Below are 13496 nucleotides of genomic sequence, written 5' to 3' on the forward strand. Positions count from 1 at the left end.
CGTTCAAATCTGCTCCAGGCAGATTTGTCAGTCACCCGAATCACTTACCTGTGTAAGCTCATCGGGATTCCTTCCCTTGCCGCCTTCCTGCAACTCGAATTATTTAGGGTATACATTACCCTTTCTTACCGGCGCTTCCTAGAAGAAAGGGGCCCAAAGAGGCCCCTTCCTACCGAAACCCGGAAGACTTAGCGACGCAGACCCAGACGCTCGATCAGACTGGTGTAACGTGCCACATCTTTACGCTTCAGGTAGTCCAGCAGCTTACGACGCTGAGAAACCATACGCAGCAGACCACGACGGCTGTGGTGATCCTTTTTGTGCTCGGCAAAGTGACCCTGCAGATGGTTGATCTGCGCGGTCAGCAAAGCAACCTGAACTTCGGTAGAGCCACTGTCGTTAGTGCCACGACCAAATTCCGCAACGATTTTCGCTTTCGCTTCAACACTTAGAGACATAGTAATACTCCAAACATTATAGATAAAAAAACAGGCGCCGATCTCTAATTCAGCCACCTAATAGTCAAGCCGCGCTATTCTACTCTCAGCATCTTGCGATAGCAAGGCGGCGACGGTTTGACTTATTCCTGATACTCGACCACCAGACGGCGGGGAGCGACGCGTCCGTCGCCGTCGATTTCACCCATGCCGATGAACTTGCGCGCTTCGCCTTCGGTGATGCGCACCATGCCGTTCAACGGGGCGTTTGCCGCCTGCACCGGCTGGCCCTGCTTGAGATAACCGGCCACCACGGGCAGTAAGTTCACCTCGGGAAAAATCATCACCGGGCTTTCCATCGGCATCAGCAGGGGGTCAAGGCTCAGGGCCGGCGCACGCTCTTCGGCCTGCGCCTGTTCCAGCAGCGCATTCAGCTGATCCAGCGTCACCATTTTCTCAACCGGGTAGGTCGCCACCTGCAGCCGGCGCAGATAAATCACGTGCGCGCCGCAACCCAGCTTCTCGCCCAGGTCATCGATAATGGTGCGAATGTAGGTGCCTTTCGAACAGTGTATTTCCAGCTCAAGCTCATCCCCTTCCCAGCGGATAAACTGCAACTCATACACGGTGATTTCGCGCGCCTCGCGCGGGACCGTCTGCCCCTGACGGGCATACTCATACAGCGGACGCCCCTGATGCTTCAAGGCGGAATACATTGAAGGCACCTGCGGCGTGGTGCCGCGAAAGCCGTCCAGCGCCTGTTCCAGCTGCGCCGCCGAAAAGCCGATCGGCCGCTGCGCAATCAGGTTGCCGTCCGCATCCGAGGTGTCCGTGCGCTGTCCCAGCCGGGCGATCACCCGATAGCGCTTATCCGAATCCAGCAGGTACTGCGAAAACTTGGTGGCCTCTCCCAGGCAGATCGGCAACATGCCGGTCGCCAGCGGATCCAGCGCGCCGGTGTGGCCCGCCTTATTGGCGTTAAAGATCCGCTTTACCTTCTGCAATACGTCGTTGGAAGACATGCCCTGCGACTTATCCAATAACAATACGCCGTGTACGTCACGGCCGCGGCGACGAGGACGACTCATTAATCCTCCTGGTCTTCACCCGAGGTGGAACGACGCGCCGCGTCATTCCGGACCACGTTGGTAACCAGGTTGGACATGCGCATCCCTTCAACCAGCGAGTTGTCGTAGGAAAAGGTCAATTCGGGAACGACGCGCAGGCGCATCGCTTTTCCCAGCAGCACGCGGATAAAGCCCGACGCATCCTGCAACGCCTTCAGCGCGGTCTTCACCTGCTCCGGTTCGTTATCGTTGAGAAGGGTCACAAAAACTTTGGCGTAAGCCAGATCGCGTGAAACTTCAACGCCGGATACGGTCGCCATACCGATGCGCGGATCCTTCACTTCCCGTTGAATAATAATGGCGATTTCTTTTTGCATTTCCTGCGCCACGCGCTGGGTGCGGCTGAATTCTTTTGCCATGTTGAAATCCTCAAGTAAAAATCGGGGGGCACAAGGCCCCCCATAAGTAACTTATCGCATCGCTTAACGCCGACTTAAGCGATCGTGCGTTTGATCTCGATCGTTTCAAAGACTTCAATCACGTCGCCGGCGCGAACGTCATTGTAGTTCTTCACGCCGATACCGCATTCCATGCCGTTGCGCACTTCGTTGACGTCATCTTTAAAGCGACGCAGGGACTCCAGCTCGCCTTCGTAGATGACCACGTTTTCACGCAGTACGCGAATCTTGTTATGACGTTTAACCACGCCTTCCGTCACCATACAGCCGGCGACCGCGCCGAATTTCGGCGATTTGAACACGTCGCGCACTTCCGCCAGGCCGATGATTTCCTGTTTGTATTCCGGCGCCAGCATGCCGCTCATCGCCTGTTTGACTTCATCAATCAGGTCATAGATGACGGAATAGTAGCGCAGATCCAGACTTTCAGCTTCCACAACGCGGCGGGCGGAGGCATCGGCACGCACGTTAAAGCCAAGGATAATCGCATTCGACGCGGCCGCCAGCGTGGCATCCGTTTCCGTGATGCCGCCCACGCCGGAACCGACGATTTTCACTTTCACTTCGTCGGTGGACAGTTTTTGCAGCGAATCGGAGATGGCTTCACAAGACCCCTGAACGTCAGACTTCAGCACGATATTCAGCTCGGAAACTTCACCTTCCGTCATGTTGGCGAACATGTTTTCCAGTTTGGATTTCTGCTGGCGAGCCAGCTTGACCTCACGGAATTTGCCCTGACGATACAGCGCCACTTCACGGGCCTTCTTCTCGTCGCGGACCACGGTCGCTTCATCGCCCGCCGCCGGCACGCCGGACAGGCCGAGGATTTCCACCGGAATCGACGGGCCGGCTTCGGTGATTTCACGTCCCAGTTCGTCGCGCATGGCGCGAACCCGGCCGTATTCAAAGCCGCACAGCACGATATCGCCTTTGTTCAGCGTACCTTCGCGCACCAGCACGGTGGCGACCGGACCGCGGCCTTTATCCAGGAAGGATTCGATCACCACGCCGCTGGCCATACCGCTGCGGATTGCCTTCAGCTCCAGCACTTCGGCCTGCAGCAAAATGGCGTCCAGCAGTTCGTCGATGCCGGTGCCGGCTTTGGCCGATACGTGCACAAACTGCGATTCGCCGCCCCACTCTTCCGGCATCACGCCGTACTGGGACAGCTCGGTTTTCACCCGATCGGGATCGGCTTCCGGCTTATCGATTTTGTTTACCGCGACAACCACCGGCACCTGGGCCGCTTTGGCGTGCTGAATAGCCTCGATGGTTTGCGGCATCACGCCGTCGTCCGCCGCGACGACCAGCACCACGATATCCGTCGCCTGGGCGCCGCGGGCGCGCATCGCGGTAAACGCGGCGTGTCCGGGGGTATCCAGGAAGGTGATCATGCCGTTATCGGTTTCAACGTGGTAGGCGCCGATATGCTGGGTAATGCCGCCCGCTTCGCCGGCGGCGACTTTGGTTGAACGAATATAGTCCAGCAGCGAGGTTTTACCATGGTCGACGTGCCCCATGATGGTCACCACCGGCGCACGAGATACGGCGGCGGCGCCGGTATCGCGGTCGCTCATTACCGCTTCTTCCAGTTCGTTTTCACGACGCAGGATGACTTTGTGGCCCATTTCTTCCGCCACCAGCTGTGCGGTTTCCTGATCGATAACCTGGTTAATCGTCGCCATGGCGCCCAGTTTCATCATCGTTTTGATGACCTGAGAACCTTTCACCGCCATCTTGTTGGCCAGTTCGGCAACGGTCACCGTTTCACCGATCACCACGTCGCGGTTGACCGCCTGAGCAGGCTTGTTGAAGCTCTGCTGCAGCGTGCTTGGCTTACGCTTGCCTTTACGGGTAACGGCGCGCGCCTCTTCACGGTCGGCTTTCGACTCGGACTGGCGGTTGCCTTTCTTCTGTTTGGTGGTTTTGGCGGCGCGGGTGCGGGTACGACGCTCGCCCTCAACCTGACGATCGTTTTCATCTTCCGCTTCACGGGCGTGATGAGAGGTCGTCACGTGATAATCGGCTGACTCTTCGGGTTTGGCGGTGCTTTCCGCTTCCCAACGGCCGGCATTTTCTTCCGCCATACGGCGGGCTTCTTCCGCGATGCGGCGCGCTTCTTCCTCAACCTTAAGGCGAGCGGCCTCTTCGGCTTTACGTTTCAGTTCCGCGGCTTCGGCTTCCCGACGGGCTTTTTCAGCCTGGGCAGGCTTGGTAATACTATCGTTTTGTTGATTGGTCACTTTTTCTTTTTCCGCTACGTCACGCTTAGCTTTTTCGGCGGCCTCACGTTTGGCTTGCTCTTCGGCAGCACGTTTCGCTTTCTCAGCGGCCTCGCGGCGGGCTTTCTCTTCAGCCTCACGTTTAGCCTGCTCTTCAGCAACGCGTTGTGCCTGTTCTTCCGCTTCACGCCGTGCCTGCTCTTCTTCTTCCGCCTGTTGGGCATCCAGAGGATCGCGTTTTACATAAGTGCGTTTCTTGCGGACTTCGATCTGCACTGACTTACTCTTGCCGCCAGTGCTGGGAATATTTAACGTGCTACGCGTTTTACGCTGCAGTGTCAACTTACCCGGCGCACTTCCGCGCTCGCGGTTCAGATGCGCCAATAAGGTTTCTTTTTCATGCTGAGTCACAGAATCTGCTGCAGACTTGGTAATTCCCGCATCAGCAAACTGCTGTATCAGGCGGTCAACCGGAGTCTGAATCTCTGTGGCCAGCGATTTTACGGTTACATCTGTCATGCTGTTCCTTTCCTGCTACAGTTCGTTATTCGTTGTCGTCGCCAAACCAACAGATATTACGGGCGGCCATAATCAGCTCGCCGGCTTTTTCATCATTAAGCTCTTCGATATCCGTCAGGTCGTCAACGCCCTGCTCAGCAAGATCTTCCAGCGTGCAAATACCGCGTGCTGCCAGCTTAAATGCCAAATCACGCGACAGACCAGGTAAACTGAGCAAATCGTCCGCGGGTTGGCCGTCACCGCGACTTTCTTCCTGCGCCAACGCCAGCGTGGTTAACGCCGCTTTGGCTCGCTCACGCAATGCTTCCACCGTCTCTTCATCAAGACCGTCAATCGCCAGCAGCTCTTTGATTGGCACATAGGCCAGCTCTTCAAGCGAGGAGAAGCCTTCCTCGACCAACACGGTGGCGAACTCTTCATCGATATCCAGATGCTTGGTAAAGACATCGATGGCGGCGTGCGCTTCGGCCTGATGCTTGGCCTGGAGGTCTTCCACGGTCATGACGTTCAGTTCCCAACGGTCGTCTGAACGATGCTGTTTCAGCAGTTGGGAAGCCAGACGCACGTTCTGGCCGTTGCGACCGATAGCCTGGGCCAGATTGCTGGACTCGACGGCGATGTCCATCGTACAGGTATCTTCGTCAACCACGATGGAAACCACGTCGGCCGGGGCCATGGCATTGATAACAAACTGCGCGGGATTATCATCCCACAGGATAATATCAATGCGCTCGCCGCCAAGCTCGCTGGATACCGCCTGAACGCGCGCGCCGCGCATACCTACGCAGGCGCCGACCGGATCGATGCGCTTGTCGTTGGTTTTTACCGCAATTTTCGCACGGGAACCGGGATCGCGGGCGGCGGCCTTGATCTCAATGACCTCTTCGCCGATTTCCGGCACCTCGATACGGAAAAGTTCAATCAGCATTTCCGGGCGGGAACGGCTGACGAACAGTTGAGCGCCGCGGGCTTCGGGGCGAACGGCATACAACACGCCGCGGATGCGATCGCCGGGGCGGAAGTTTTCCCGGGGCAACATATCTTCACGGCCGATGACCGCTTCGGCGTTATTGCCCAAATCCAGAGAGATATTATCACGGTTAACTTTCTTCACCACACCGGTAACAATTTCGCCTTCCTGCTGGCGGAACTGATCGACCACCATGGCGCGCTCGGCTTCGCGGACTTTCTGTACGATAACCTGTTTGGCGGTTTGCGTGGTAATACGGTCGAAGGTGACGGACTCGATCTGATCTTCGACATAATCGCCGACATCAAGAGCGGGATCTTCAAACTGCGCCGCATCCAGCGTAATTTCACGCGTCGGCTGGGTAACCTCGTTCACCACCAGCCAGCGGCGGAAAGTATCGAAATCACCGGTTTTACGGTCGATACTGACGCGAACATCAATTTCCTGCTCGTATTTTTTCTTGGTTGCTGTCGCCAGCGCGGTTTCCAGCGCTTCAAAAATCTTCTCACGCGGGAGGGCTTTTTCGTTGGAAACTGCCTCAACAACAGCCAGAATCTCTTTATTCATCCTAGTTGCCTCATCCAAACTTTAAAAGTGGGGTACCAGGTTCGCTTTCTGGATGTTGCTCAGCGCGAACACTTCGTCTTTTCCTTCCACTGTGATGGTGATCATCTCGCCCTCGACGGCTTTGATGACACCCAGCCATTTACGGCGATTCTGGACTGCCATACGCAGTACCACCGTCACTTCTTCACCAATGAAACGCACATAATGCTCTACCGTGAACAAGGGACGCTCAAGCCCCGGAGAGGATACCTCCAGGTTGTAAGCGACAGTGATAGGATCTTCAACATCCAATACCGCACTGACCTGGTGGCTGACATCAGCACAATCATCAACAGTGATGCCATCTTCACTATCAATATAGATACGCAGCGTCGATTGGCGACCCCGGATGAACTCAATACCGACCAATTCATAGCCTAACGCTTCGACCGGCGCTGAAATCATCTCTGTTAATTTTTGCTCTAACGTGGACAAGCCCACCCCCAAGACATAAAAAAAGGGCCTAATAGCCCAGTAATTCTGTTACCAAATAACAAAAAACCCCGATATATCGGGGCTTTATGCAACTGGACCCTATTACCGCCAAACAGCGCGGCCTAACTTTCGGTTAAGGATTCTTTCAAAAACGACTGTGAAAGCGACCGAGACTTGCCGAACAGCCCGTTTGAAAAAAAACTCTACCAGGAAAGTTAAGTGGTTGCGGGGGCCGGATTTGAACCGACGACCTTCGGGTTATGAGCCCGACGAGCTACCATGCTGCTCCACCCCGCGTCCGAAAACGTGGCAAATACTACGCTGACAACCTCAAAAATGCAAGTTATCTCTGGGATTGGTATGAGGACGGGACTTGCGTATTCAACCTATTGTATTGACACATAAAGGCATCAATCAAATCCGTATTGCAATCTACCCTTAGCGCTATTTGTATCCGCAAGCCAGGGCGCCAAACGTGCGCAGCATGATACCCATGATGCGGGAAGAAATCAAAGCGCGCTTTTACTTTCGCCGCAAAACATTAACCACGCTAATCATTAAAGTCACTAACAGATAGATCCGGCAGCTAACCCACCCGCTGAAACCACGATAATCGATACTCGCCCCCAGCGTTCAACCAAAAAACCAATGACGCGGCAGGAAACAGGATAAACCTGACTCCATCCGGCATCAACGCGGCTTTTTGCATTCCAGGGAAACGTCTGTTTATTACGCCGGCGCGAGGCAATAGCGTCTTAAATCGTGGCAACTGGGGAATTTATGTCTACGCTAAAATAAGTAAGTAAATTTTATAAATAAACCCCTCTAAGAGCACCGAAACATGACGCCGCCAATTCCGTACATGCAGATCCTTTCGCCACCGAATCGCTCCCCGGGCGCCGACAGCCAGCCAAAAACTGACAAGGCGCAATGACCGCCCGCCAACAAACCAACGCCCGGAATCAGCAGACGACACCAAGAGGAGTATTTTATGTCTGAAAAGGAAATCTGCCCGCTTAGCAGCGCCCAGCAGGAAATCTACCTCGCTATCGCCCAGGAAGGCGGCAACAAAAACTATCATCTATGCAACGTGATTGAATTCAGAGGCCAATTCCAACCGTCCCTGCTGAAACAGGCCGTCAACGCCGTTTGCCGACAGACCGAAGCGCTGTGCGCCACCTTTGCAACCGACCCCGTCTCAGGACAATATACCCAATACATTCTGCCCCGCCCGCAGGTATCGTTCTTAGAATGGCATGACTTTTCGGCCTCCCCCGATCCTGAGCGCGCGTGCGACGCGCTGCTGAACCAGTTAATCGACCAGGATATGGATCTTGCCCAGGCGCCGCTGGGGCGCTATCTCCTAGTCAAAGTGGCGGAAAACGTTTACCGCATAATAGAGCTGGGCAGCCACCTTGTTATCGACGGCTGCGGCCACAGCGTGGTTTTTAACAATATAGCCGATTATTACCGCCGGCTGCGGCAAGGGGAAACCGTCCCGCCGCTGCCGACCTTGCCGCTGAAAAGCGTCGTCGAAGCGGAACGGGCTTATCGTGAAAGCGACGACTACGCCAAAGATCGGGCCTACTGGCGCGAATACTGCCTGAAGATGCCGGACGCCACGCAACTGACGCCGGGCGACGCGCCGCTGGCCGCGCTGCACCGGCTGCGCAAAACCTTCTCCGGCGAAACGCTGAACCGTCTTCGCACCCTGGCGTCGCAACGCCGGCTTCGTCTTTCCAGCGTGCTGCTGGCGCTATGCGCCGCCTATCTGCACAAAATGACCGGGCAGCAGGAACTGGCCGTAGGCATGCCGGTCGCCGCCCGTCAGATCAAGGCGCTGCGCGCCATTCCGGCCATGGTGGCCAACATCCTGCCGCTGCACCTCTCCTTCAACGCGCAATCCACGGTGCTTTCGGTCGCCGAAAACGTGCAACGCCAGCTGCGCCACCATCTGGTGCATCAGCGTTACCGCTCTGAAACCATGATCCGCGACCTCTATGCGGAACGCGGGCACAAACCGCTGTTCAACACGCTGCTTAATATCATAGCTTACCGTCAACACAGCGGCTTCGATGACTGCGACGTGGCGGCGCAGAATATCGCCTGCGGCCCGGCACGCCATCTGAACATCGATATTTTCGACCGCAACAGCGACGGTCATCTGGAAATCTGCTTCGACGCCAATGCCGACCTGTATACCCCGGAGGCGCTGGAGCTGCACTACCAGCGGCTAATCCTGCTGCTGGAACGTTTCGTGGACATGCCCGACACGCCGGCGACCGATTACGACCTGTTCCTGCCCGACGAGCGCGCACGTTACTACCCCTTGCCGGCGGCGGCCGAGCCGCAGCCGATATTTCCCGCCGCTTTCGCCGCGATCGTGCAGGCCCATGGCGATGGCGCGGCGCTGCTTCAGGGCGATCGCTCGCTCAGCTACGCGCAGTTGGATAACCATGCCGACCGTCTGGCCTGCCGGCTGCGGACGCTCGGCGTACGCCCCGGCGACGATGTGGCGGTGGTGACGTCGCGCAGCATCGAATGGATGACGGCGGCGGTGGCGTTATTTAAGCTGGGCGCCTGCTACGTGCCGATCGTTCCGGACCTGCCGCAGGCGCGCATCGACTATATATTGCACGATGCCGACCCCGCGCTGCTGATTATTACCGCCGACAGCGCTATCACCACCGTCCTCCCGGCGGAAAAACAATTACGTTTAACCGCGGATATGCTGGCAGGGCTGCCGCCCGCCGACGGCCCTGCGTTCGGCTTCGATCCGGCTACGCCGGCCTATCTGATCTATACCTCCGGCTCCACCGGCAAGCCCAAAGGCGTCGAGGTAACGCATCGCAACCTTGTCCCTATCGTGCGCACGGCTATTGAGGCGTGCGGATTGCGGCCGGGCGAACGCGTGCTGCAATTCATCGCCGCGGGCTTCGATATGTCGATGCTGGAAATTATGACGACGCTGCTGGCCGGCGCGACGCTGGTGCTGACCGACAAGGTCGCCGCCACGCCCGGCAAGCCGCTGGCAGCGCTGGTGCGTCGCGAAAATATCCACCAACTGACGCTGACGCCCAGCCTGCTGGCCTGCCAGCAGACGGAGGACTTCCCGCAGGGCACCGTACTGCTTCTGGGCGGCGAACCCTGTTCCCCGGCGCTACTGGCGCGTTTCTCCCACTGTCACCTGCTGAACGTCTACGGGCCGACGGAAACCTCATTCGCCACCTCGATCAACGCCCGCTTCGGCGCTGACGATCTCTCTATCGGAGCGGCCACCGCCAACACCCGGCTGTACGTTGTGGATAAGCAGCAGCGTCTGCTGCCGCCCGGCAGCTGGGGCGAACTGTTTATCGGCGGCCCCGGCGTGGCCAGAGGCTATCGCCATCGTCCGGATCTGACGGCCAAGGGCTTCGTGCCCGATCTGCTGGACGCGAGCGGCGCCATGTACCGTTCCGGCGATAACGTTTTCTTCGACCACCTCGGACGTATCTACTATCAGGGACGCAAGGACGGCCAGATCAAGCTGCGCGGTCTGCGCATCGAACTGGATGAAATCAAGAACGCGCTGCTCGACTGCCCCGGCGTGGAGGACGCCGTGGCGATGCTGCGTAACCTTTCTCACGGCCCGGCCATCGTCGCCTATGTCGCCAACCGGGAGATGGCGCTGGATAGCGACAGCCTGAAACAGGCCCTCGGCCGCCAGCTGCCGCAGCATATGGTTCCAGGCATCATTATGGTGGTGCCGTCTTTCCCGCTGACGCCCAACGGCAAGCTGGCTATCGGCGAACTGCCGCCGCCCGTTCTGCACAACGACGGCGAACGGATCCCGCCCGCTACGCCGCAGGAGGAGACCATGTGCCGGCTGTTCGAATCGCTGCTGGAATGCGGACCGGTGTACGCCAATCAGAACTTCTTCGCGCTGGGAGGGCACTCGCTGCTGGGCCTGCAACTGATCAATCGCGTCAGGGAGGAGTTCGGCGTTGCGCTGAGCATCTCCGACTTTCTGACCTCCCCCACGCCGCGCCAGTTGGTGCAGCGCCTGAACCCCTCCGAGGGCTTCAGCGATCCGTTCGGCGCGATTTTGCCCCTGCGCACCGAGGGCGATCGTCCGCCGCTGTTCTGCATTCACCCGGGCGGCGGTATCGCCTGGTCCTTCGCCGGCCTGCTGCCCTTTCTGCCGCAAGACCAGCCGGTATACGCCATCCAGTCCCCCATCCTGCGCGATCCGCATCGGGTAGTCCATTCGCTGGACGAGTTGGCGAAAGAGTATCTGCAGCATATCCGCGCCATCCAGCCGCAAGGGCCGTACCACCTCACCGGCTGGTCCGTGGGCGGCAATCTGGCGCTGCGGATGGCGGCCATGCTGCAGGCCGCCGGGCAGCAGGTAAACTTCCTGAGCATGTTTGACAGCTACCCGCTGCAAAACGGCCCGGACTCGCTGAAACTGGACGACGCCACCATCATCACCCGTATGACCAGGGCCATCGGCGGCATGGCGCGCAGCGACATGAAAGGACTGAAAAACGCCATGCAGGGCGTACTGGGCAACGGCGATATCGGCGAAGACCTCCTCACCCGCCTGATAGACGACGCCAAGCTGATGCTGAAACTGCTGACCGAGTGCCGCTACACCCCCTATGACGGCGACGTGGTTTTCATCCGCGCCACTTCCGATATTCTGCGGGCGCAAGATCAGCAGCCTGAGCTATGGCTGCCCTACGTAACGGGAGAATTTATCGAGTACAGCGTGGAGGCGCCGCACGAATGCATGCTGCAACGCCAGTATCTGCAACAGTTTGGCCGGCAATTCGCCACGGAACTGCTCAAGCGGCAACATTGCGCCGTTTTAGAGAGCGAGCATAAACAGGCCGGCTGAAACGTGACATAAGCCACGACCGGTAAAGCGCAGATGGCGCGTTATGCTTTCCCGGCCCCCGCGGGGGCCGCAGCGATCCGTCCTGGTCTAGCGCTCGAACTGCTCCAGCCCGACCAGTCCGATCCTGGCGAGCCTGTGCCGCTGCACCGCGGCCATCACCGCCGCCACCTGGCGGTAGATGGCCGCCCGATCCGCCCGGATATGCAACTCCGGCTGCCGCGCCTGCGCCGCCGCAAGCCGCAGCTTCTGTTCCAGCGAATCCAGCGTTACCGTCTCATCGTCCCAGCGAATAGCGTTGTCCGCGGCGATGCTGATGCGCACGATCTGCGGCTCTTCCTCCGGCGGCGGGGGATTGTGCCGCGCCGTCGGCAGGTTCAGATCCACCGAGTGCAGCTGCGCCGGGATGGTGATGATCAGCATGATCAACAGCACCAGCATCACGTCGATCAGCGGCGTGGTGTTGATCTCCATCATCACCTGCGGCTGCTTTTTTCCTCTCTTGAGCGCCATCGTTTACCTCAGTGCTTCGCCTGCGGCTCGGTGATAAAGCTCAGCTTGCGGATGCCCGCACGCTGCGCCGCCAGCACCACCCTGCCCACCGGTTCATAGCTGGCCGCTTCGTCGCCATGAATGTGGATGGACGGCTGCGGCTCGCGTTGCGAAATGTCCTTGAGCCGCGCCAGCAGCGCCTCTTGCCCTTCTAACGGTTGGGCGTTCCAGTACAGCGCGCCGTTTCCGGCGACCGAAAGGTTGACGTTCTCCGGCACGGTCTCGCGCGGCTGGTTATTCAGCTTCGGCAGCGCCACCGGCACGGTATGCGTCGCCACCGGGATGGTGATCAGGAAGATGATCAACAGCACCAGCATCACGTCCACCAACGGCGTGGTATTGATGGCCGCAACGAGATCGTTTGCGCTCTCCTGGCCGACGTTCATCGCCATGTCAGCGTCCTCCCAGACTGGCCGCCGATTGGCCGCCCAGCAGCACGGTGTGCAGTTCGCTGCCGAAGCTGCGCACGTCGTCGAGCGCGGCCTTGTTGCGCCGCACCAGCCAGTTGTAGCCGAGTACGGCGGGCACGGCCACCGCCAGGCCGATGGCGGTCATGATCAGCGCCTCGCCCACCGGGCCCGCGACTTTGTCGATACTGGCCTGGCCGGCGATACCGATGGCGGTGAGCGCATGGTAGATGCCCCAGACGGTGCCAAACAGACCGATGAACGGGGCGGTGGAGCCAACCGTGGCCAGCACGGCCAGACCGCCCTGCAGGCGCTCGCCCACGGCGTCGACGGCCTCGCCGATGGATTGGCTCAGCCAGGTGTTGCGGTCCACCTGCCCAGTGAGTTCGCCCGCATACTGGCGCTGGGCGATAAGACCGGCATCGGCGACGAAGCGGAATTCGCTGCCGCGCTTGAGCTGCGCGCTGGCCTGGTGCAGGTCGCTCTGCCGCCAGAAGCTGCGTGCGACCTGACGGGAGCGGCGGCGCAGACGGCTTTGTTCGATAAGCTTGACGACGATGACGTACCAGCTTGCCGCCGACATCAGCGCCAGGATCAGCAGAGTGCCGCTGGATACCCAGTCCCCCTGTTGCCAAATGGCCTTGATGCCGTAAGGATTGCCGGTTTCGACCGGCTGCGGGCCTGGAAACGTGGCGGAATCCGCGGCGGCCGGAGGTTCGGGTAACGCGGCCGGCGATGCGACGGCGGCGCTCGACGCGCCCGGTATCTCCGGGTTGGCTGGCTCAGGCGCGGCGCCGTCTGAGGCCTGTTCGGCCGGCGCGGCGCTCTCCTGCGCCAGGGCGCCGCCCAGCGGGGCGAGCAGCCCGCTCAGAAGCAGCAGCGCGGCCAGCAGGCGATAGGTCAAAGATGTAGGCATAGGGTTCTCCATGTCGGAAATAGGGCTGTGA

10 protein-coding genes and 1 tRNA gene are annotated in these 13496 nt (G+C 59.0%); 1 reads left to right on the forward strand and 10 read right to left on the reverse strand.

Going from position 1 to position 13496, the window contains the following annotated elements:
- Positions 1 to 188 precede the first annotated feature (188 nt).
- The 7 genes from rpsO to DDT56_RS06075 all read right to left on the reverse strand — a co-directional run bounded on the left by rpsO (position 189) and on the right by DDT56_RS06075 (position 7011).
- Entirely contained in the window at positions 189 to 458 is a 270-nt protein-coding gene (rpsO, locus tag DDT56_RS06045) for a 30S ribosomal protein S15 (RefSeq protein WP_009114440.1), read from the reverse strand.
- A 122-nt stretch (positions 459 to 580) separates the two neighbouring features.
- The gene (gene truB / locus DDT56_RS06050) at positions 581 to 1525 is read right to left on the reverse strand and encodes a tRNA pseudouridine(55) synthase TruB (RefSeq protein WP_136165581.1); all 945 of its coding nucleotides are present in this window, start codon (positions 1523 to 1525) and stop codon (positions 581 to 583) included.
- The gene (rbfA, locus tag DDT56_RS06055; RefSeq protein ID WP_136165582.1) at positions 1525 to 1923 is read right to left on the reverse strand and encodes a 30S ribosome-binding factor RbfA; all 399 of its coding nucleotides are present in this window, start codon (positions 1921 to 1923) and stop codon (positions 1525 to 1527) included. The genes truB and rbfA overlap by 1 nt, the downstream gene beginning before the upstream one ends.
- Positions 1924 to 1997: 74 nt before the next feature.
- A complete protein-coding gene (gene infB / locus DDT56_RS06060; RefSeq protein WP_136165583.1) occupies positions 1998 to 4703 on the reverse strand; it encodes a translation initiation factor IF-2 in 2706 nt (901 codons plus the stop codon).
- Positions 4704 to 4728: 25 nt separating this feature from the next.
- A complete protein-coding gene (gene nusA, locus DDT56_RS06065; RefSeq protein ID WP_136165584.1) occupies positions 4729 to 6240 on the reverse strand; it encodes a transcription termination factor NusA in 1512 nt (503 codons plus the stop codon).
- Between the two features lie 21 nt (positions 6241 to 6261).
- Complete coding sequence (rimP, locus tag DDT56_RS06070; RefSeq protein ID WP_136165585.1) at positions 6262 to 6714, reverse strand: ribosome maturation factor RimP; 453 nt, start codon at positions 6712 to 6714, stop codon at positions 6262 to 6264.
- 220 nt (positions 6715 to 6934) lie between these two features.
- A tRNA-Met gene (locus tag DDT56_RS06075) sits at positions 6935 to 7011 on the reverse strand.
- Between the two features lie 694 nt (positions 7012 to 7705).
- Here DDT56_RS06075 and DDT56_RS06080 point away from each other — a divergent pair.
- Positions 7706 to 11593: a non-ribosomal peptide synthetase gene (locus DDT56_RS06080; RefSeq protein WP_136165586.1), complete on the forward strand. Its 3888-nt coding sequence runs from the start codon at positions 7706 to 7708 to the stop codon at positions 11591 to 11593.
- Between the two features lie 87 nt (positions 11594 to 11680).
- On the opposite strand, the gene DDT56_RS06085 is transcribed toward DDT56_RS06080, so the two are convergent.
- From DDT56_RS06085 to DDT56_RS25025, 3 genes are read right to left on the reverse strand one after another with little or no spacing between them, the layout of a single operon-like run.
- Positions 11681 to 12103 (reverse strand): ExbD/TolR family protein, encoded by a 423-nt coding sequence (locus DDT56_RS06085; RefSeq protein ID WP_136165587.1) that lies wholly within the window; start codon positions 12101 to 12103, stop codon positions 11681 to 11683.
- A gap of 8 nt (positions 12104 to 12111) precedes the next feature.
- Positions 12112 to 12534, reverse strand: coding sequence for an ExbD/TolR family protein (locus DDT56_RS06090; protein ID WP_136165588.1), 423 nt, complete (start codon positions 12532 to 12534; stop codon positions 12112 to 12114).
- Position 12535: 1 nt separating this feature from the next.
- The gene (locus DDT56_RS25025) at positions 12536 to 13465 is read right to left on the reverse strand and encodes a MotA/TolQ/ExbB proton channel family protein (RefSeq protein WP_136165589.1); all 930 of its coding nucleotides are present in this window, start codon (positions 13463 to 13465) and stop codon (positions 12536 to 12538) included.
- Positions 13466 to 13496: the final 31 nt, after the last annotated feature.

The sequence above is a fragment of the Brenneria corticis genome, from assembly GCF_003115855.1.
GTDB classification, from domain to species: Bacteria; Pseudomonadota; Gammaproteobacteria; order Enterobacterales; family Enterobacteriaceae; genus Brenneria; species Brenneria corticis.